This is a genomic window from Actinotignum urinale DSM 15805 (genome assembly GCF_000420445.1).
GTDB classification, from domain to species: domain Bacteria; phylum Actinomycetota; class Actinomycetes; order Actinomycetales; family Actinomycetaceae; genus Actinotignum; species Actinotignum urinale.
In genome coordinates, this window is record NZ_ATUY01000006.1 from 1 (window position 1) to 20,750 (window position 20,750).

Annotated in this window: 16 protein-coding genes and 1 tRNA gene; 3 read left to right on the plus strand and 14 right to left on the minus strand. The window is 52.3% G+C overall.

The window, feature by feature from the left end; translation table 11 throughout:
* The 7 genes from G445_RS11760 to G445_RS0105240 form a co-directional block, all read right to left on the minus strand.
* On the minus strand, positions 1–235 hold a 235-nt coding region (locus tag G445_RS11760), incomplete at its 3' end, for a hypothetical protein (protein WP_211210509.1).
* A gap of 140 nt (positions 236–375) precedes the next feature.
* A tRNA-Thr gene (locus G445_RS0105215) sits at positions 376–448 on the minus strand.
* Between the two features lie 378 nt (positions 449–826).
* On the minus strand, positions 827–2,371 hold the full coding sequence (locus G445_RS0105220; protein ID WP_022866497.1) for an alpha/beta hydrolase: 1,545 nt from the start codon (positions 2,369–2,371) through the stop codon (positions 827–829).
* Positions 2,372–2,519: 148 nt separating this feature from the next.
* Entirely contained in the window at positions 2,520–3,716 is a 1,197-nt protein-coding gene (locus G445_RS0105225) for a DNA polymerase III subunit delta' (RefSeq protein ID WP_022866498.1), read from the minus strand.
* Positions 3,717–3,718: 2 nt separating this feature from the next.
* Complete coding sequence (tmk, locus tag G445_RS09865; RefSeq protein ID WP_022866499.1) at positions 3,719–4,702, minus strand: dTMP kinase; 984 nt, start codon at positions 4,700–4,702, stop codon at positions 3,719–3,721.
* Complete coding sequence (gene topA / locus G445_RS0105235; RefSeq protein WP_022866500.1) at positions 4,702–7,440, minus strand: type I DNA topoisomerase; 2,739 nt, start codon at positions 7,438–7,440, stop codon at positions 4,702–4,704. Before topA ends, tmk begins: the two co-directional genes overlap by 1 nt.
* Before the next feature lie 232 nt (positions 7,441–7,672).
* The gene (locus G445_RS0105240) at positions 7,673–9,529 is read right to left on the minus strand and encodes a DUF7059 domain-containing protein (RefSeq protein WP_022866501.1); all 1,857 of its coding nucleotides are present in this window, start codon (positions 9,527–9,529) and stop codon (positions 7,673–7,675) included.
* A gap of 312 nt (positions 9,530–9,841) precedes the next feature.
* On the opposite strand from G445_RS0105240, the gene G445_RS0105245 reads away from it, so the two are divergent.
* The 3 genes from G445_RS0105245 to G445_RS0105255 all read left to right on the plus strand — a co-directional run bounded on the left by G445_RS0105245 (position 9,842) and on the right by G445_RS0105255 (position 15,195).
* Positions 9,842–12,238 carry a carbon starvation CstA family protein gene (locus G445_RS0105245; RefSeq protein ID WP_022866502.1) on the plus strand — a complete coding sequence of 799 codons (2,397 nt, stop codon included), beginning with the start codon at positions 9,842–9,844 and terminating at the stop codon, positions 12,236–12,238.
* A gap of 163 nt (positions 12,239–12,401) precedes the next feature.
* Positions 12,402–12,584, plus strand: a complete 183-nt coding sequence (locus G445_RS0105250; RefSeq protein ID WP_022866503.1) for a CstA-like transporter-associated (seleno)protein — start codon at positions 12,402–12,404, stop codon at positions 12,582–12,584.
* A 289-nt stretch (positions 12,585–12,873) separates the two neighbouring features.
* Positions 12,874–15,195: a DEAD/DEAH box helicase gene (locus G445_RS0105255; RefSeq protein WP_022866504.1), complete on the plus strand. Its 2,322-nt coding sequence runs from the start codon at positions 12,874–12,876 to the stop codon at positions 15,193–15,195.
* A gap of 176 nt (positions 15,196–15,371) precedes the next feature.
* On the opposite strand, the gene G445_RS0105260 is transcribed toward G445_RS0105255, so the two are convergent.
* From G445_RS0105260 to G445_RS0105290, 7 genes are all read right to left on the minus strand, one after another.
* The gene (locus tag G445_RS0105260) at positions 15,372–15,800 is read right to left on the minus strand and encodes an Rv3654c family TadE-like protein (protein ID WP_022866505.1); all 429 of its coding nucleotides are present in this window, start codon (positions 15,798–15,800) and stop codon (positions 15,372–15,374) included.
* A 134-nt stretch (positions 15,801–15,934) separates the two neighbouring features.
* Positions 15,935–16,312, minus strand: coding sequence for a hypothetical protein (locus G445_RS0105265; RefSeq protein ID WP_022866506.1), 378 nt, complete (start codon positions 16,310–16,312; stop codon positions 15,935–15,937).
* Positions 16,305–16,511 carry a DUF4244 domain-containing protein gene (locus G445_RS09870; protein WP_022866507.1) on the minus strand — a complete coding sequence of 69 codons (207 nt, stop codon included), beginning with the start codon at positions 16,509–16,511 and terminating at the stop codon, positions 16,305–16,307. The genes G445_RS0105265 and G445_RS09870 overlap by 8 nt, the downstream gene beginning before the upstream one ends.
* Before the next feature lie 216 nt (positions 16,512–16,727).
* Positions 16,728–17,309: a type II secretion system F family protein gene (locus G445_RS09875; protein WP_169511067.1), complete on the minus strand. Its 582-nt coding sequence runs from the start codon at positions 17,307–17,309 to the stop codon at positions 16,728–16,730.
* Positions 17,309–18,019, minus strand: a complete 711-nt coding sequence (locus G445_RS10870) for a type II secretion system F family protein (RefSeq protein WP_022866509.1) — start codon at positions 18,017–18,019, stop codon at positions 17,309–17,311. Before G445_RS10870 ends, G445_RS09875 begins: the two co-directional genes overlap by 1 nt.
* Before the next feature lie 77 nt (positions 18,020–18,096).
* Positions 18,097–19,428 carry a TadA family conjugal transfer-associated ATPase gene (locus G445_RS09885; RefSeq protein ID WP_306718312.1) on the minus strand — a complete coding sequence of 444 codons (1,332 nt, stop codon included), beginning with the start codon at positions 19,426–19,428 and terminating at the stop codon, positions 18,097–18,099.
* Positions 19,425–20,639: a hypothetical protein gene (locus G445_RS0105290; protein WP_022866511.1), complete on the minus strand. Its 1,215-nt coding sequence runs from the start codon at positions 20,637–20,639 to the stop codon at positions 19,425–19,427. The genes G445_RS09885 and G445_RS0105290 overlap by 4 nt, the downstream gene beginning before the upstream one ends.
* Between the last annotated feature and the right edge of the window lie 111 nt (positions 20,640–20,750).

The window sequence follows — 20,750 nt, forward strand, 5'->3', positions numbered from 1 at the left end:
GCCGCCCGTAGACAGGAAGATCGATATAACGCACACAAGGACGATCTTTGACCACAGCTTTACTAGAACATGCAGAACACCTCACCGGTGTTTTCACAACTTGTTCTATCCATAATTCTTGTCGAGGCCCATCACGCCTATAACCTATAAGCCTGACATCTTTCAAACTTACTAAACAAGCCAAAATTTCGGTAGAATCAGACGTGGTGAAGGTAGTTTTTCGTTTTTTATTCACACACTAATCATGAACTACCTTCACCACTTTTTAAACCCCCCCCACCCCACCAAAATCCGAAGAGCCGCTTTTACCGGAAGAAACAGTTGAATTAGAGCAAGAAAAAATCCGCAACCAACAAGGTTACGGACTACTTCCAGAGCCACCTGAGAGAATCGAACTCTCGACCTATTCATTACGAGTGAATCGCTCTGCCGACTGAGCTAAGGTGGCACACCGCGTTTCCACGGCTTAATGTTGCGCCCCTCTTGTGGAAAAGTGCAACGTTGCTATATTAGCGAGTAATCCAAGTGCCACGCAAGCCGTAACGACGTGGTTTAAGCTACGTCTCAACAGGTTGAGGAAAAATAGCTTCGCGCTGCCGTCGAAACAACGAGGACAACTTGAACACAATCCGGGACATTACGGACTTCCGCGCATCATTCACAACACCGCATTAACCATCAGAAAACCCCAAGCCACACAATGTCTACCATCAAAATAACCCCAAGTCATGTAATGTTAACCATCCGAATAACCCCGAGTCAGGCAACGGAAGAGCAGAAAACCTTCGCCCCTAGAAACAGGTTATGAACCCGAAACCGGCTACGGCTACTTGGCTGGGCAGGTGACATCCTCCTCGGGCAACTTGCCTTTCCTAAAGAACTCGCGCACGGGCTGATTCACGCAATTGCTGGGGCCACCGAAAGCGGTATGTCCGTCGCCCTCATAGGTTATCAACCGCGTGTTCTCAAGGTGTGACGCTAATGCCTTCGACCACGAATACGGCGTGGCGGGATCATACTTAGTGCCAATCACCAAAATTGTTGGGGAGCCCTTCGCCTTAAACGGGCCACGCTTTTTGCTTACCTTATACGGCCAGACGGCACACATGTCCGAAGAAGCGTAGTCGTCGTGGAATAACAAGCCGTCCTTTGTTTCCGCGCTCGCTTTCGCGATTTCTTCCTTCGTCATTGGCGGGTAATCTGCGCAGTTAATTGCCCAGTTTGCCTCTGTCATGTTGGAGGTAAACTTGCCATCTTGTTGGCGATCTTGAGCAATGAATGCCACCATTTGAAGAGTTGAAACGTTCCCAGAACGTTCATATTCATTCAGAGCCTTCGCCAGCGTGGACCACATTTGTTTGCTATATAAAGGAAGAGTGAGCGCAGAGAGCGCTTGCTCGCCGGTGAAAGGAATACTACTGTAGTCACTTTGCATCGGTTTGGCCGATGCGTCGTCGATAATTTTGCGCATGTCCTTCAAGCCCTCTTCGACACTCCCCTTCACGGGGCACGAGTTTGCGAGATTCTGTTGACACCATTCGACGAAACGCTTCGCGGCAACTTCGAAAGCATGGCTTTGTTCTACCACCATGCGCGCCGACCCCATGCTAGAATCCACGGCGCCGTCCAAAACCAAGCGACCAACATGCTTGGGGAATAAGTCCGCATATTGGGCTCCAAGGTAGGTTCCGTAGGAGAAACCCAGGTAATTGAGCCGTGAATCACCTGCAAGGTGACGCAAAATATCAAGATCTTTTGCTGCCGAATCTGTTCCCACGAACGGGAGAAGATCGCCACTGTATTGTTCACACAAATCCGCTATTTCTTTTTGAAGGTTCTGTATTTTTTCCTCATATTGAGGAGTATTGTCCGGAATCGTGGTATCTATGTATTTTGCCTTGGTTTCATCATCCGGGAAGCATTTCACGGCGGTTGATTTCCCGACACCTCTAGGATCAAAACCAATCACGTCAAAAACGCGCATGACAGAAGATCCGAGATATTCTCGCGCCATCTTGAGCATATCGATACCAGACCCGCCCGGACCGCCGGGGTTAAGGAAAATTGTTCCTTGCTTATCTTCTTTTTTAGTCGCGGGTGTTTTTTTCATCGCGATTGTAATAGTTTTCCCTTCGGGATTCTTGTAGTCGAGAGGAACTTCTACTTCGGCGCATTCGTCTTTCCCGCAATTATTCCACGACACTTTTTGTTCATAGAATTTGGCGAGTGCGCTATCGTAATCCGCCGCCTTATCTTCATGGGATGACTGCGATTCCTTCTGGAATATATCTTGCGAATGAGTTAATGAACCAGAACAGCCTGAAAGAACAATCAGAACCGTAGCCATTACGCCGAAAAGTCGTTTTCTCATAGGTCAAGGATAGCAAGGGAATTCGTCCGCCACCCCTAAAATGACACTACATGGCGAAAGAAAGCGAAAAGCACAGAAAAGCACAGAGACGCACAGCGAAGCACCACGGCGAAAAGCACAGCGAAAACCACATTCCGCCCCACCGACGTTATCTTTTCTGGAGTCTCAAGTTAACAAAAAGCGCTTCGAGCGCAAGTTGAGGTGGCATATTCCTGCCAATCCGCTCTCGGGCGTGCGCTATCGCATCCATTCGTTCAAGGGTTTCCCCCAAGGTAAGTTGGGATGCAACACTTTCGCAATGTGCCTCAAAATCTCGATTCATCACACCCACGTCCGAGCCCAACTGTAGCGTTAAAATATCACGGTAGAGGCTCAAAATATCCAGCAAAACACGATCTATATAATCGCGATGTTGCCGCGTCTCCTGCTTTTTTTGGGCCTCCGTGAACTGGCGAATTTGCGCACGTTGCGAGGCAGATTCTTTGTCGCCGTCGCGCAAACCAATACTTGTGCGGAACCGTTCCAATTCGTTACGACGCAACTCCTCTTGAACAGTTTCGCCACCCTTTTCCACATATTTTTTCCGGACCGCAGGAAAATGATCCACGATATCTTTTGCCGCAAATACGCAATCACCCACCGTGTTCAAACGTAACACCGCGCTGAGCAAGGCCTTTCTCTCCTCACGCGCCACAATATCGCGCGCCAAACCTCGAGCGCGCCCAATGTGGCATTGCGCCATCAAAGCAATATTTAACGCCTCATCCGTGGACATCTCAGAATGATCGGCATGAATAATAGACGCAACATCACCCGCGTCGGGAACTTTCAACGTCACGATACGGCAACGTGAGCGTATCGTAGGCAAAACATCTTGTGGCGAGGATGTAATCAAAATCCACACGGTATCCGGTGGTGGCTCCTCCATTGCTTTAAGCAACACGTTCGTTGTGCGCTCCAACATGCGATCCGCATCCTCAATCGCAATAACGCGCTTACGCCCCACGGTAGGAAAAACATAAGATTTTGCGACGAGCGCGCGAGTATCCTCCACACTAATTATCACCGCCGCCGTATCGTAAAGTTCAACATCCGGGTGGGTGCCGGCGAGCGTTGTCGTACATCCGTGGCAACGCCCACAGCCCGGCTCTTCCTCCGTACACTCAAGCGCGGCGGCAAAAGCGCGTGCCACAATAGAGCGCCCCGAACCGGGTGGGCCTGTTATGAGCCACGCCTGGCTCATCGCGGCGCTCGCCATATCGCTATTCCCGCGGGACGCACGCACTGCCCGTTGAAGTGTTTCGACGACGGCTGCTTGTGAACAGGCAGCTTCCCAGACGCTCACGGCTAGTCCTTAGGGGCCTTGGAAACGGCGTTAGTGCCGGCATGTTGTTTTTTATTCGCGCAGGCGGGATTCTCTCCATCAGGATTCTCTCCGGCACCGCGGGTAATAGATTCATTCTCGCAAGTAGAATTCTCCCCAGCCTCGCGGGCAAGCTGCTCTTTCGTATGTTCGCAAACCGGATTCTCCCCAGTCTCGCGAGTAAGAGGCTTTTCCGAATGTTCGCAAGCCGTAAGATTTTGGGAAAAATGTTCGTCTATTCGGGCGCGAATTTTTGTAGCGATTTTTTCGCGGGAAAGGGTGGCGTCAACGACGAGATAGCGGGAAGGATCCGCGGTAGCCAACTCAAGGAATCGCGCACGGACGGCTTCGTGGAACGCCAGAGATTCGGCTTCCATACGGTCGTATTCAATATCCGGTTCGGCGTCCATAGCTCTGCGCAATCCAATACGCGGATCAATATCCAGGAGAACCGTCACATCCGGCCACAAATTTTGGGTTGCCCACTGTGAAAGTTGGGTAATCTCCTCGCCAAGATCGCGCGCACCGCCCTGATAGGCGAGCGAAGAATCAATGTATCGATCCGAAATCACCACCTGCCCAGCCTCTAAAGCCGGACGAATGAGGCAATCAACATGCTGGGCACGATCCGCCGCATACAGCAGGGCTTCCGCGCGCGGGCTTACCTGCCCACCATGAAGAAGCAACTCTCGGATATTGCGCCCCAGCTCCGTTCCTCCCGGTTCCAGAGTTTGTACGACGGTTTTCCCACGCGATTCCAAATATTGGCTTAGGAGTTCAATTTGCGTGCTTTTACCTGCGCCGTCTCCGCCCTCAAATGTGATGAAAATTCCTCGACTCGATTGCGGAACCGCTGAAGCTACCGATGTTGTTTCAGGAACGTCGGCGGTTATAGCAACGCAGGGCATTTCAGAAAGGCCACCTGTTTCAAGCACACTAGCTGTTGTTGGTGTTTTTGCGGCTTTCACTAGTCTGTTGCTTTCTTCGCAGCACTTTTCGCTGTGCTACTTTTCCTAGTCGTTGCCTTGGTAGCGGTTTTTGTTGCGCTCTTCTTCGCCGTTGCCTTCGTCGTGGTTCCCTTTTTTGTTGTTTTCTTCGCGCGAGTCTTTTTTGCTGGCCCCTTCGCACGGCGTTCAGCCAACAATTCGAAAGCACGTTCCTTCGTAATATGCTCCGGCATATCATCACGCTTCAACGAAGCATTCGTGATTCCATCCGTCACATACGGCCCGAAACGCCCGTCTTTCAACACAACCGGTTTTTCCGACACGGGATCTGACCCGAACTCGGCAAGCGGAGGACGCGCCTGTGCCTGCCCGCGCCTGCGCTTGGGTTGGCTCAAAACCTCTTTAGCTTCATCGAGGGTTAAAGAGAAAATCTGCTCTTCGTTTTCCAATGAACGGGTGTCTTTCCCGTGCACAATATAGGGCCCGTAACGCCCATTATGTGCCGTAATATCTACACCATCTTCGCCCTGTCCAATAACGCGCGGAAGGCGCAATAGTTGCAAAGCATCCTCAAGCGTAACGGTTTCCGGGCTCATCGTCTTTAATAGAGACGCCGTACGCGGTTTCGGCGGTTTCTTCGACACGCGCCCTGTGGCCGTATATGTCACCTCACCCTCAGGAATAATTTCCGTAACATACGGGCCAAAACGTCCCGTTTTCACAAGAACGGTGTGTTGCGATTCTGGATCCACACCCAGCTCGCGCCCATCGGATGCGGACTTCTCAATGAGTTCCTTCGCAGCTTCTTCCGTTAACTCATCGGGTGCCATTCCCTGCGGGATAGATACACGTTTTTCGCCGTCGTTAATTTCCAAATACGGACCATAGCGACCATTGCGTACAACAATACCTTCGGCAATCGTCGTCGAATTTAGTGCACGCGCGTCAATGTCTCCCAAGGATTCCACGCGCCCTTCAAGCCCTGGCTTGCTCTCGGTTCCCCTCCAGAAACGGGAAAGATAATGAACCGGATCTTCCTCGCCTGTAGCAATATGATCCAAATTGGTTTCCATACTCGCCGTGAAATCATAGTCCACCATGTCCGGCAAATTTTCTTCCAGCAATCGCACCACAGAAAACGCCGTCCACGTGGGAACCAGAGCCTGCCCGCGATGCTCCACATAGCCACGATCCGATATGGTGGAAATCGTCGACGCATACGTGGAAGGACGCCCAATACCGAGCTCCTCCATTTTCTTCACGAGAGAGGCTTCTGTATATCGGGGCGGTGGCAGGGTTTCGTGCCCCTCCGCCGAGAGTTCTTCCACCGCAACAGTTTCATCCATGCGCAACGCAGGAAGGCGAGACTCCGCCTCATCTTCGTAGCGATGGGCGTCCTGCCCTTCCTCATAGGCGGCCAAAAACCCGCGGAAGGTAATCACGGTACCGGACGCCCCAAATGTTGCCACATTCGCACCCGCTGCGCCCTCAAGATCAACGTCGAGCTTCACAGACGCCGTTGTGCCCAACGCATCTTCCATCTGGGATGCAATCGTACGCTTCCAAATAAGCTCATACAGGCTATATTCCGCGCCTTTCAATACCCCGCGAACCTGGGCGGGGGTGCGGAAATGATCCCCTGCAGGGCGAATAGCCTCATGCGCCTCCTGCGCACCCTTCGTAGCCTTCGAGTAAATTCGTGGCTTTGCTGGCAAATTTTGCGCCCCGTACATTTCTTTAATTTGCGCCCTCGCCGCGCTGATTGCCTGCTCAGAAAGATTCGTGGAATCCGTTCGCATGTAGGTGATATATCCGGATTCGTAGAGGGTCTGAGCGGTTCGCATTGTTTGACGCGAGCTCATGCGGAGTTTACGCCCCGCCTCCTGCTGCAATGTTGACGTTGTGAACGGAGCTGCGGGACGACGACGGTACGGTTTTTCCTCAAGCGCGGAAACACGGCCACGCTTTGAGTCCACAGCCTGCGCGACGGCAAGAGCAGTTTCCTCAGTGAGAGCGCGCACGCCTGCTTTTATTGCTTTAGCGCCGAGTTGTCCGTCGTCGCCAAAATCTTTACCCGTGGCGATACGCGCGCCGTCAACGAACTGGAGTTTCGCACCAAATTTTTCAGTGTCCCCAAAGGTTGCGGAAACGTCCCAATAACTTGCTTTCACAAAGGCGAGGCGTTCACGTTCGCGATCCACAACGAGCCTGGTAGCCACGGACTGCACGCGCCCAGCGGACAAGCCCGCCGAAACCTTGCGCCACAGTAGCGGGGAAACTTCGTAGCCCACAAGGCGATCTAAAATGCGTCGCGTTTCCTGCGCGTCAACGAGTTTCGTGTCCAAATCACGCGGGTTGTCGAGGGCTCGCTGGATAGCTTCCGGCGTAATTTCGTGGAAAACCATGCGTTTTGTGGGAATTTTGGGTTTGAGAACTTCGTAAAGGTGCCAGGCAATTGCTTCACCTTCGCGATCCTCATCGGTTGCGAGCAGGAGTTCGCTGGAATCCTTCAAAGCTTTTTTGATGTCGCTCACAGTTTTCTTTTTATCGGCTGCGACAACATAATACGGTGTGAAATCGTTGTCCACATCTACGGCAAAACGTCCGAAAGGACCTTTTTTCATATCTGCTGGAAGCTCGGAAGGTTGTGGCAAATCACGTATGTGACCAATTGATGCCATCACCGTGTAGTCATTGCCGAGATAACGGCCAATAGTGCGCGCTTTTGCGGGAGATTCCACAATGACCAGCTTGCTCACAACATGTCCTTTTCTTTAATTTTTACTAGTCCTCTTACCAGACTAGCAATATCGCACCCTATTGGGGAAACGATTCTAGGGTACACGATGAAAAGTGTTCCGATTTACTTTCATCCACAAGCAGGGGTATTTTTGTCCACATTTTGGTTCACGCATGTTCGGCGTTATCCACACCCAGGTTCACGTGGCTTCGTCGAAACCCTGGCTCACGCGACTTTGTCCACAACCGAACTCACGCTACCTCGTCGGCATCCACAAGCATGCCAATATCGATCAGTTCCCTGAGAGCAGGGAGAACTTCATCTAGGACGCTTTGCGGATTTTCATCCAAAAGTTGCGCTACAGCTCGGCACAAGGTGTTCACATCAAGTTGCCCATCGCAAGCGCCCACAACGGCAGCCGTTGCCGTCCCGACCGGGACACTGTGTTCCATACCTTGAGTTTGTGTGAGAAGAAGTTGAAGGGGAGAATCGTTTCCTGGTTCAAAATATCGATGTTCGACGACGCCTATGCGCTGAAGCTTTTTTCCTCCCAGTTCCGTATCTCCACGTTGGGAAAGACGGCGTGAAGTCCAGCAACGTTCGAAGTAGTCACGTACGCCCGACTGAAGGGGGCCGCGGAACATGCGAGAGTGAATAGTAGGCTTTTGTGAAGGGGGTTCAATTTCTGCAAAGGAAGCAGAACGGGCACCTTCAGGATGACACGGAATGCCGGTCTTTTCAGGATGATCCAAAATACCGGCCTCTTCAGGATGACCCAAAATAAGGTACCCCATAGAAACGCCCACAACGCCTCGCGCCTCAAAATCCTCAAGCCACGTAGCGTACGTTTCCTCATAGCCCTTATCTCGCGGGGTAAAACCACCATCACGAAGCCACATTTCGGCGTAGCGCGAGGGATCTATATCGTCGCGCCCCACAATCCATGCGTCTAAACCGGCAAGCTCTGCCCATTTTCGTGGCCCCATATCCCACTGCGAACCGTGAATTTCCGCGTTAAATAAAAGATATGCGCGCCCATCCTTCGCCAAATGCCGGGGCAGTTCACCCACAAGCTCGGCAATAAGCGAATCGCCTTCGCGGCCGCCATCACGATATTCGAAATTCACCGTGTCCCTCACCTTTTGTGGCGTGATAACGAAAGGCGGGTTGGAAATAATCGTCGTGAAACATTCCGTTACAGGTTCACATAGGGAACCCTCACGAAAATCTATGGAAACCCCCGCAAGGGCAGCGTTCAACCGCGCATAACGCAAAGCGCGAGGCGAAATATCTGTCGCCACCACGTCCCTACCCGCGAGCGCCGCACACAGCGCATGAATCCCACACCCCGTACCGATATCGAGAACCGCTCCGCGCCCGTACCGAATAATTTGAGCGAGTGTACGCGAGGCGCCACCAACCGGCATGACGTGATCTTCGCGCGGAATACGGCAGGCGAGCTCACCAAAATCTGAGGCGACGAGGAGGGTTTCCTCTTCTGCACGAAGTCGGGGTGTGAAGGGCAACATATTCGCGGGATCCTCCACGTGAGAATCCGCTAACCGTTCAGCAATATGTGGCCAATTTTCGTCCATGCCGACGGCCTCAATTGAAAAATTCGCACACACCATCGCGTTGCCACTACGCGCCGAAATGTTGTCAGCGCGGGGCGCATCGGCATTTCTCGCATAATGTGTTTCCGTGCCCCCTACGCAATCCGCGGACTCCGCCTCACATAAAGGGCTATCCTCAGCAGAATTTTCATTCGCGCGTTGCTGCGAAAACATACACGCACGCAACTGCGGATCGGCCCACACCGACGCAAACGCGCCCGCAGCTTCCGTAGCTACAACACAATCTCCCAGCAACACGAGCCGTATTATCACAGCCAAACGTTGATCTTCATTTTGTTCGACGGCGGTGGGCGCGGATACTGCCCGGCATACCCGTAAAGCCGGAACCCGCTGCACCCGCGACAGCGCCTCATAAGCATCAACGCCAAGAAAATCGCGGATATTCGTCGTCGTATATATTTCTAAATCTTTACGTAAGGCCTCTGCGAGTGCATCTATATACTTTTCGGCGTGATTTGTGTGGAAAAAATTCATTCTGCATACCCATCATTTCAGCCGACGATAACGGTTTTTCACCATATTTAACGATAGCAAAATTGCTCCGTTAATTTACCGCATGACCCAAGATTTTGTGACCCATGACATGCAGAGGTGTGGTATTGTGCATCTGTAAATATTTTGGGAACTTCCTGCCACTAACCTGGTTAACAGGAGGCTACGATAACGGCGTTATACACCTCTAATCACAAGCTCCCACATTATTTCATAGAAACTGTAAGTCATTTTCACTCACAGTACACCCTGCGTATTTTTTGCACACAATGCTATTTAGATAGAGAGGGATTCATGTCTGTTCATGAAGAAGTTCTTCCTACATACACCGCCGAGGAAGAAAAACTCATCATTCGCAATAAAAAAGGTGTACCTGTAGGAATCAAACCCCACAATCGGTGGACTCCTACCAAAGTTGTCACCTGGATTATCATTACTCTTCTTGGCGTACTCGGCTGGTACATGCTCGCACTTCACCGAGGCGAACGTGTCAACACAATTTGGTTCGTAATTACCGCGGTATGTACATACTCCATCGCATACCGTTACTACGCGCTCTATATTCAGAAGCGCATTATGCGACCCGACGATTCCAACGCCACCCCATCAGAGCGAATCAACAACGGGCGCGATTTTGATCCGACGAACCGCATCGTTCTTTACGGCCATCACTTCGCGGCTATTGCCGGCGCTGGGCCACTCGTTGGGCCGGTTCTTGCGGCACAAATGGGGTACCTGCCCGGCACGTTGTGGATTATTTTCGGTGTCTGCATTGCCGGTGCCGTTCAGGACATGCTCGTTCTGTTCTTCTCCATGCGACGTGGTGGACGTTCACTGGGCCAGATGGCCGTGGACGAAATCGGGAAAATCGGTGGCGCTGTTGCCGCCATTATCGTTCTTATTATGCTCATGATCGTTTTGGCCGTTCTCGCCATGATTTGCGTGAACGCGCTTGCCGAATCTGCCTGGGGCGTTTTCGCCGTTGGTATGACAATTCCGATTGCCGTGGCGATGGGGCTGTGGTTGCGGTTTGTTTCGCCGGGGTCGATTACGATTGTGTCCTTTGTTGGTTTCGCCGCTCTTATCGGCGTTATTATCGGTGGCCGTTGGGTTGCCGAATCCTCATTCGGCCAGCAGTTCCTTCACCTGTCCCCCACAACGCTCGTGTGGTGCATGGTTATTTACGGTTTCTTCGCCGCCGTTCTTCCCGTGTGGATGTTGCTCACCCCGCGTGATTACCTGTCCACGTTCATGAAGGTTGGCACTATCGTCATTCTCGCCGTGGGCATCATCATTGTTCGCCCGTGGGTTGAGCTTCCTGCCGTGACGGAATTCGCGTTGAACACGGAAGGCCCCGTATTCGCGGGCGCAATTTTCCCGTTCCTCTTTATCACTATCGCGTGTGGCGCCCTGTCCGGCATGCACGCAACCGTTTCTTCTGGTACAACACCGAAGATGATCCAGAAAGAAACCCATGCGCGCATGATTGGTTACGCCGGCATGCTGATGGAATCTTTCGTCGCCATTATGGCATTGGCTGCGGCCTCCTCCTTGAACCTCGGCGTGTACTTCGGCATGAACACTCCGGAAAACACCGTCAGCAAGCTGGCGGGAACCTCCATTACTCAAACCACGACGCAAGAGCAAAAGAGCGCTATTACCGCTGAAGCCGTGCGCAAACTCGGCGTCACAGATATTCACGGTAACCGCATCGAAGCCAAGTGGGAATCTTGGGATGAACAGGGTAACGAAAAGACCTACACCGGTGGCGAAGCGCTCTCGCAGGTAGCGAAGGACGTTGGCGAAACATCCATTACGTCCCGAACGGGTGGCGCGCCTACGCTGTCCGTTGGTATTGCCCACATTCTGCACCAGATAGGTGGCGGGCAACCCATGATGGCCTTCTGGTACCACTTCGCCATTATGTTTGAGGCGTTGTTCATCCTTTCCGCTGTGGATGCCGTGACCCGTGTGGCGCGTTTCCAGTTGGGTGATGCGTTGGGTAACATTTTGCCGAAGTTCCGCGACCCTTCCTGGCATATTGGTGCATGGTTGACGACGGCTGTGGTTGTTGCGTCCTGGGGTTCCTTGCTTCTTATGGGTGTTACGGATCCGCGAGGCGGAATTAAGACACTCTTCCCACTATTCGGGGTGGCGAACCAGCTGATTGCGGCAATTGCCCTTATTCTCTGTACGGTTATTGTGGTGAATAAGGGGTATAAGAAGTACATGTGGATTCCTGCCGTACCGGGACTCTTCGTTATTGTGATTACTTTCGTCGCTTCCTGGCAAAAGATTTTCTCCCCCGATAAGAACGTTGGCTACTTCACCCAGTACTTCAACGCTAAGACGGCACTTGCGGCTGCGAAGGCGTCTGGAAACAGTAAGGATATTGCGTTCCAGAGCTCCGTTGTTCGCAACACCTTCATTCAGGGAACTCTGTCCGCAGTATTCCTTATCTGCGTGGCTTTCGTTCTGGTTATGGCGATTGTTCGTATTGCAAAAACCCTTTCCGCTGGAAAGGTGTGCCATTCTGAAGATCCTTACCAGGAGTCCAACTTCTATGCCCCGGAGCATATGATTCCTCATAGCTTGGAGAAGAAGCTCGTTGCGGAATACGCTGTAGTTGGCGACCCGGATTTGGTTCCCGGCCAGCATCATCCGCATGAACATGGCGACGATAAAAAATAGTTGCCACTCTTCAGAGTTAAAGTAAAGTGTGGAGAAACCTCATTACATTGACCTCGCAACTTTGATGTCATGAATGTTCGACGGTAGCTTCTACGTTAACACCACGTAGATTTAACCGGTTTCCCCGTGCCAACTCAACTCTGCGGAAATGAAAGGTTTCACTATGAAAGAAAAATTGCACAAAGCAAAGTGCATGTGGCGCGACATGACGGGCGAATCTCTCTATGACCGTTACCTTATTCGCCACAAGCGCGAGCATCCCAACGAAAAACCGATGACAAAACGTGAGTTTTGGAAGTCTCGCTCTGAGTACGATGCAGAGAACATCAATGCGAGTTGCTGTTAATTCTTCTTTGTAAACCTTGCGGGGAGCGCATGTTTTCATGCGCTCCCCGTTTTTGCGGTTAAACGCACCCCACGTTAAACGCACCCCACGTTAAACGCACCCCACGTTAAACGCACCCCAGTTTTAACCTCGCTTGGGATCGTATGATAACCGGTGAGCCACACGCAGCATATGCTTCACCGGTTCTTGCAAGGCAAGCCCTGGAAGAAGTCCTGGCAGGCCGAGCCCTTATGCAGCGAGCTAATCAAGCTCATTGGCAAAAATCATCCGCCCGTGGTAAACACAAAGGGTGACGTCCTTTTTTGACACGGTGGTAAACAGCGTAAACGACGACGAGATTGCGGGAACCCTTCACCGCGATGCTCGCCCGGCTCGCTACGCCCCCTGGCCACGCGAGGTTCCAGAAAGCGTACAAACCGCGTGTTCTCATCAGGGCATTTCCCAACCATGGACGCATCAAGCTGAGGCCATGCACCACATTTTTCGTGGTACCCACACCGTTGTCGCGACGGGAACGGGGTCCGGTAAATCCTTAAGCGCCTGGGTTCCCATGCTTTCATGGCTCGATACACACACCTGTGGCAGTTCTCTATCGTCGATAACTTTTCGCCCAACCGCTCTTTATCTTTCCCCCACAAAGGCCTTGGCGGCAGATCAATATTCGCATGTGCAAGAATTAGCGCGCCTTATTAACACATCTTTTAACGTAGCTCTCTGCGACGGCGATAGCGATAGCCCAATGCGCACTTTTGCCCGAGAACACGCCGATATTATTCTCAGCAATCCGGATTTCCTCCATCACGCCCTTCTGCCTTCTCACGAACGCTGGTCAAGAGTTCTACGTGGCTTACGGCTTATTATTATTGACGAGTTTCATAACTATCGTGGAATTTTCGGAGCACATGTTGCCCATACTGTCAGGCGGTTACTGCGTTTATCCGCCTATTATGGCGCGCACCCAACCGTCGTCTTTCTATCCGCAACCACGGCTCATCCCGAAGCCTCCGCACAGCTTTTCCTTGGAGAACGCTACGATGTTAAAGCTGTTACCGAGGACGGTTCCCCACAAGGCGCGCAACACATTGTGTTGTGGCGCGGGAAATCAATCGAACGGGGCGGCGGTCTTGTTCGCAGGCCCTCAACTGTTGAAGCAGCAGATTTAACAACGCGACTCGTCGCGCATGGCGCTCGTGTTTTAACGTTTATGCGGAGCCGTCCGGGCACTGAACGGGTTGCCGAACTCACGAGGGAATATCTTGAAGCCGAAGGCTCACCCTTCGCTCAGCATGTTGCCGCATACCGAGGCGGGTTCCTTCCCGAAGAACGGCGTGAACTTGAGCATCAGTTACGCACAGGCGATCTTCGTGCTGTGGCAACAACAAGCGCTTTAGAGCTAGGTATTGATATTTCGGGACTTGACGCAGTGATTGTCACGGGCTGGCCGCGAACACATGCCTCCTTTTTCCAACAAATTGGGCGCGCTGGACGGGCGGGAGAAGAAGGGCTCGCCATTTTTATTGGACGCGAGGATCCCATGGATCAGTATTTGTTAGAACATGCAGATACTCTCCTCACGTCCTCCCCCGAAGCCATTGTTTTCGACCCCACCAATCCTTCTGTCCTTACCGGACAGCTATGCGCAGCGTCCTGCGAACTTGCATTAACCGCCGATGATTGCACCCTTTTTGGGCTTAAAGACACCTCCTTTTTTGACGAACTCACACGTCAGGGTTTGTTGCGCCGTCGTCCCCACGGATGGGTGTGGGCGTGGCCGGGCATACCTCCCCAGTCGGTTGTTAACCTGCGTGGAGATGATTCCACGGTTTCCATTATCGACGTACACAGCGGAAGCCTTCTTGGAACAGTTGATTCATCGCGTGCCGACACAACCGTTTATCCGGGCGCCATTTATCTTCATCAGGGCAAACCTTTTGAAGTTGAAAGTTTGTGCGACGATGTAGCCCTTGTTCACGAACACCGTGAGGACAGTTTGCGAACCTTTGCCCAGGAAGAGAGTCACGTCGTTATTCTTGACGAAGAGCAATCAATTCCTACCGGTGTAGGCGTGTGGGCGCGAGGACGTGTTGCGGTCACTTCGCGTGTAACATCGTATGATATCCGCCGTGCTGATGACGGAGTTTTCCTTGCAACCAAGCCACTTTTACTGCCGGAACGAGTTTTGCATACGGGAGCAGTGTGGTTCACAATTACACCCGAATGGGTTCGTTCTGCCGGGCTCATGAATGAGGATTTACCCGGAGCACTCCACGGTGCCGAACATGCAACCATTGGCCTCCTCCCACTATTCGCTCAATGCGACCGCTGGGATCTTGGCGGGCTGTCAACTCAACTCCATGGTGATACAGGGTGCGCTACCGTGATTATTCATGATGCTGTTGAAGGCGGTTCTGGTTTTTCTGCACGGGGTTTTTCCTGCGGGAGTACTTGGATACGGGCAACATTAGAATGTATCGAATCTTGCCCGTGTTCCAGTGGCTGCCCGCGCTGTATTCAATCTCCAAAATGTGGCAATAACAATTCTCCTCTCTCTAAAATTGGCGCGATCAAGGTATTACAACTGCTACTGGCCGCCATGCCAGACACGTTGTAATACTCCACGTTGTAATACTCCACGTTGCAATACTCCACGTTGCAATACTCCACGTTGCAATACTCCACGTCGAACACTGTATTGGGTGATGGAACTAGTAGCCTGCCCGCACGCATTACCCAGGTTCAACCGGCCTTTTGCATCACCCGATTAACAGCCAGCGTGCCCGCCGCGCATTACTCAGGTCCAGCTTCTGCTTCTGCCCGAATATCGGGAAACAGCAGGGATCGCGGAACGCGCACCGTAATAATAATGTGCTCACCTTGAGAACGGCATTCAACAAGCTCAGCGCGTTGGCGACGAAGAGAATTCCTTCCCTTTTCGCAGGCCTCCTTGACGCTCTGACCTTGATTCACGGTTCTATCCGCTATCTGGATTGCCGTAATATCGGCAAAACTGCGCGCTTGTGCCCGACCATATAGCCATGTAAGCCCGCCTATCGCCATAAGGACGCAAAGAATTATGGAACATGCAATTCCTGCCATTATTGCGCTTCCCGCTCCGCGTTCAGGATTAAGCATCGCATTGCTTTTTGTCGTAGAAATATTCAGCGCTCCTTCCAACAGCTCCTTCCAAGCATTCTTGGGAACATACACGTTCGCCACTTTTCCGTGCCTCCTTATCACTACGTTTTTCCGCACCTCCTTTCACTACGTTTTTCCGCACCTCCTTTCACTACGTTTTCCGCGCCTCCTCTCATAGCATCTTTTCACCGCCTATTTGAAACAGTTTTTCTCATTCACCCTCCCTTTTCGCTCAACCCCTCTTTCTCTACTTGCGTGCTTCCGCTGATATTCACCGGGAAAGGCAGCTGGATACGTGAACGCACGCGCACCGTCACGAATGTTCCGTTATCCTCATATTCGACATGAACATGCGGGGGTATTCCACTGTGTGCTTGTGCAGGACTTTTCCCTCGCGCTAGCTGCACAGCAATTTCACGGCTTTGTTCTTGAACATTTCCGTATTCAATTCCCGCGCGAATAACGCCAAGCATCAGAATGATAACGAGCGATAAAACCATTAACCCCATGGCAATTTCGCTCGTCACCATGCCTTGTTCCCCGTGGTCAACCATGCCGTTTTTTCGACGGTTGAGGGTTCGCATATCACGCAACCGAGAATGCCTTCTTAAACATTCCAGCGATTAACTCACGTAGCCAATCCTGGCGGGCGGCCCAGATAAGAATTCCTGCAATTGCGCAAGCTCCCACTGTTCCTATTGCGTATTCCGATGTTGTCATCCCCGATTCCGAGGATGCGGGCATAACGCCATTGAGGTCGTTTCGTCCAAGATACAGTATGTCGCTATTCATGATTTTCCTTCCGATGTGGTTTATGTATTTTTGTCACGTACCCCAAATGAAGATGTACGTTGTTTTATTGCTTTGTTCGCAACCTTGCTTTATAGCGTTGTTTTTACATCGCTATATGATGTTGTTTTGCCATTATTTCGTATCGCATTGCACGAGTTCATACACCCCGATTTTGCGTTACTTTCACGCCAGAATTCACGGTTTCACTAGTTTCTTCTACCCATAAAAACCCTCCTGCGCTGTAGAAAAAATCAAGGGAATAATCCCCCAACAGATGAAAGCTGGAAGAAAATTAAACCCTAGAGGCAACGTCACATGCGAACTTAAACGTGCAGCGGCAGCCCTCGTTTCTTCACTTCGCCGGCCTCTAATGCTTTTCGCAGCTCGTTCTAAAAGGGGCATGGGGGAAGAGCCTCTCTGCCACGCCGGATATAGTGCATCTTTCATTTTGTTGGCTCTGCTGGGAACATGCTCCCAGGCTTCCTCCCAACTTCCGCCAAGGAGGAGAAGGGACGCCGTGCGTTTTAACCCCAAGGGTTCCTGCTCTTCCGCCAAGGCATAATCCACAGCACTCAAAGCACCCGGTATCGAATGCCCAGATTCTAAACTCGCCCGCATAAGATCTGCCAACATTGCGCTGTCAAGGGGTGGCATTCCCTGGTTTTTCTGTACGCCACGCTGCGTCCGTCGTCGTAGAGAAAAAACTGTTGACGAAAAAACGGAACTTTGGGGTGGATCGGGCGTATAAGGCTTCGGCTGATATATCCAGGCGAGAAACACGCAAACCGCAGTGAACATTAGGAATCCCATTTTTTCGCCCTTTCTACGAGCTTGCGAATCCACAACAACCCGCATATTTCACATAGAGTTCCGACGACGAAACACGCCACCCCCAGTGGCGAGGTAAATAAAAACTTCAACGGGTTTGCGCCCAGGGCGTAGCCAAGAAAAACGCCACAAAATGGGAGGATCGCCAATAATTTAACGGAGGACATAGCGCCTGCTATGGCAATGCGACGTTCAGAGGCGGCGCGGGCACTCTCGCTCAGGCCTTGCACGCAGGAATTTAGCATTGTCACGGCGGGTGCTCCGCGTTGGTAACTCAGGCGGCATATTGCGATAATTGCGGGGATTCCGAGGATGCCGTTGTCCTTTGTGTGGCGTCGTTTTCTTAGCCACGATAAGGTGCCGCGGTTCTCATGTTCTTCCCATAGTCGGCGCAAAATAGGCGGGACGCCGTGTCTATCGAGCACGTGTTCTTCCGGGATGCCCAGTCCGCGGTGGTGTAGCGTGTAGCTCCACGCTTCCTTCATGCTACTTCCGGCTTCCATATGCGTCGCAGTTTCCGCAACAAGCATGCCGACGTCAATTTTTGTGGCTTGTTTGCTGGAGCGTCGCCACAAACGGGTGGGAAAAACTGAGCGTGCGTCGATTGTTTTCTCTGAACCACGAAGCTCGCGGGATTGAGGTACGTGGTTCAGAGAAAACGGTTTTCGACGACGGGACACAGGTAATCCGCCAGACCGTGGAGCATATATCCATGAAAGACAACTAGCTAGTATGCAAACCAGGATTATTAAGGTTTTCACTGCACACCACCTGCCCAACGGGAATGAATCGTTTCCCACCCCGGATATATGGCGCTTTCCCCAGACGCATTGACTTCAAGTGCGGGCACACAGCGAAGTTTTTCTCCGTCGGATTCCACGAGAGATATCTGCGCAATATAGCGTTTTTGCCCGTGCCGTGCCACGTGAATAACCGCATCGAATGCGCTACACGCCTGGGCGCGAACCATGTTTTCGCTCATGCCCGCGAGCGCCCCTAATGCCACTAGCCTGTTAGGCACGTCGTGTGCGGAGTTTGCGTGAACTGTTCCCCAGCTTCCCTGATGTCCGGTGTTGAGCGCGCTAAGAACGTCTCGTATTTCTGTTCCTCGACATTCGCCCAAAATAATGCGGTCCGGGCGCATACGCATGGCTGCTCGAACAATGTCGCTGAGATTGATTTCGCCACTTCCTTGGACGTTTGCTTGCCTGGGACGCAAATGCAGAATGTGCGGGTGGCGCGGGCGAAGTTCCGTCGCCTCTTCAATAACAAGAATGCGTTCATGTGCAGGAACTTCGCTGAGAAGTGCTGAAAGAAGCGTTGTTTTACCGCTCCCAGTTGCACCCGATATGAGCACATTTGCTTTCTGGTGAATAAATCCACGTAGCACGTGAGCAATATCCGCGTTGAAACTTCCTCGTTCTGCGAGTTCGTCGAGGGTGTAACCTACCGGCCGGTGGATACGTAAAGAAATACATGTTCCCTCTTCAGCAAGGGGTGCGAGCACGGCGTGAAGGCGTATTCCGTCGCCAAAAGTTGCGTCAGCAATGGGGCTCGCGTCATCTAACCGTGCGCCAGCTTGCGCGGCGAGGCGAACAGCGAGTGCGCGGATGTCTTCTTCTCGCGCCACGTGTGCGCTAAGTTCTTCGTCGACGATAACACCATTTCCTCTATCTACCCATACCCCGCGCGTGCCATTGATGAGGATATCTGTGACGTCTGGGGAGTTAACGAGCTTGTGTAGTTGGGCTCCTAATCCTCCAGCGATGTTCTCTATGTCGTTTGCGTATCCGAGGAGTTTTTTGGCTCCTACAGCGAAGGGTTGGATTTGTGAGATGACTTCTGCGTAATTTTTCCCCTGTGCGAGGTGGCGACGAATATCTGCAACTTTGGATTGTGAGCCTTCATCTCGATGTTGCACCGTGGATACGTCTGGCATGTAGTGGGCGACGGTGGATACGTCTGGTATGTAGTGGGCGACGGGCGAACTGGTTGTGCTCGGCATATGCCGTCCGGGGTTTGCGAATACTTTCGCCGCGCCTAATTTATCTGTTTCCTTGGACATAGTGGAGTTTCTTGTTGTTCTCATGCCAAGACGTCTTTCATGAGTGCCCGAATATCTTTTGCCGTTGTGCTTCGACGACGATGTCCGACGTACAAGCCATGCTCGCAGTCTTGCGTGAAATTTCGAAGTTTCCTAATGACTCTTACCGGGCGGCCCAATTTTTCCGACCACGCCGCCCCCATCCCAAGTGACGACCCAAGCGCCGCGCACCTCAAAATCGGCGGCCGCCCTCCCCCGTCCTCTTCACACCGCGCCACAGCCTGTTCGAGAGCCATGAATTCACGATATGATTCCCCGCTGTGGAGGATGAGCACGTCACACCAGTTTTTCCAGGTTGTCATGCTCGGGTTGTGCCCCCATAGAGCTTCACGAGGTAAGTCCACAATGGTTATGGTGAATGCTTGGGAGAGGGCATCAAGTGCCCATCGTCCTACGTCCCCTCGCCCGGGAACGCCCCCGCGTTCATCTCCTGTGAGAATAGGAATTCCGAGCGCGCGGGGAAGCGCAGCCGACACTCTGCCCGGAAGGAGAACTCCGTCTTCTTCGCGTATGTCCTGCCATCTCAAACCCGGCGCGTCCTCTATGCCGCAGTATCCTTCGAGCCCCCACCCGCTCGAATCCATATCAACAAGGCACACGGTTTCTTCCATCATGGAGGTGTGCGAATCTCCTGTAGCGTGGCCGTAACCTTGGCGTAAAGCGCCAGAAGTAGCCACCCCGCCAAACCCAGCGCCACCAGAACCAACGCCGCCATACCCCGCGTCACCAAATCTAGTAGCCTCGCCCGAACCATAACCCGCGCCACTGCCAAACCCAGCCGCACCGCCAAACCCAACAACCTTTTGCGCCTTTGCGCTTTCCCGAATTTCTTTTGCCAACCATATCGCCGTAACGCTGGCCCCTACGCCTCCATTAACGCCCACAACGCCAATAATTTTCCCGCGCTGGGTTGACCCGGCAGCTACAACGAGCTCCAGCAAATCCTCCTCTTGTTCGGGAAGCACAATATCGACGCTCCCTTCCGCTAAATACGGCGCATACAGGGGATGGAATTGAGCACGAACCATAGGTTTGCCGGCACGTACTTCAACCAGTTGCAACACTCCGCCAGGAGCCCGCTGAGACGTCAAAATTGCAGGTTTCACCCCGGCAAGCTCCATCACGTTCCACACGGCTGAGCGCACCGCGTCCGTTGGTGCGTAAAGAGTAATCAGATGATGAGGTTCAGTAGCCATGTGCCTAGTGTTGCGCACCTTCGTCGTCCTTATGTGGTGGTACGACGAAATTGTGGATAACGTGGAATCTCTAGCAACTTGTGGATAAAGGCTTTTCCACAACTCTCCACA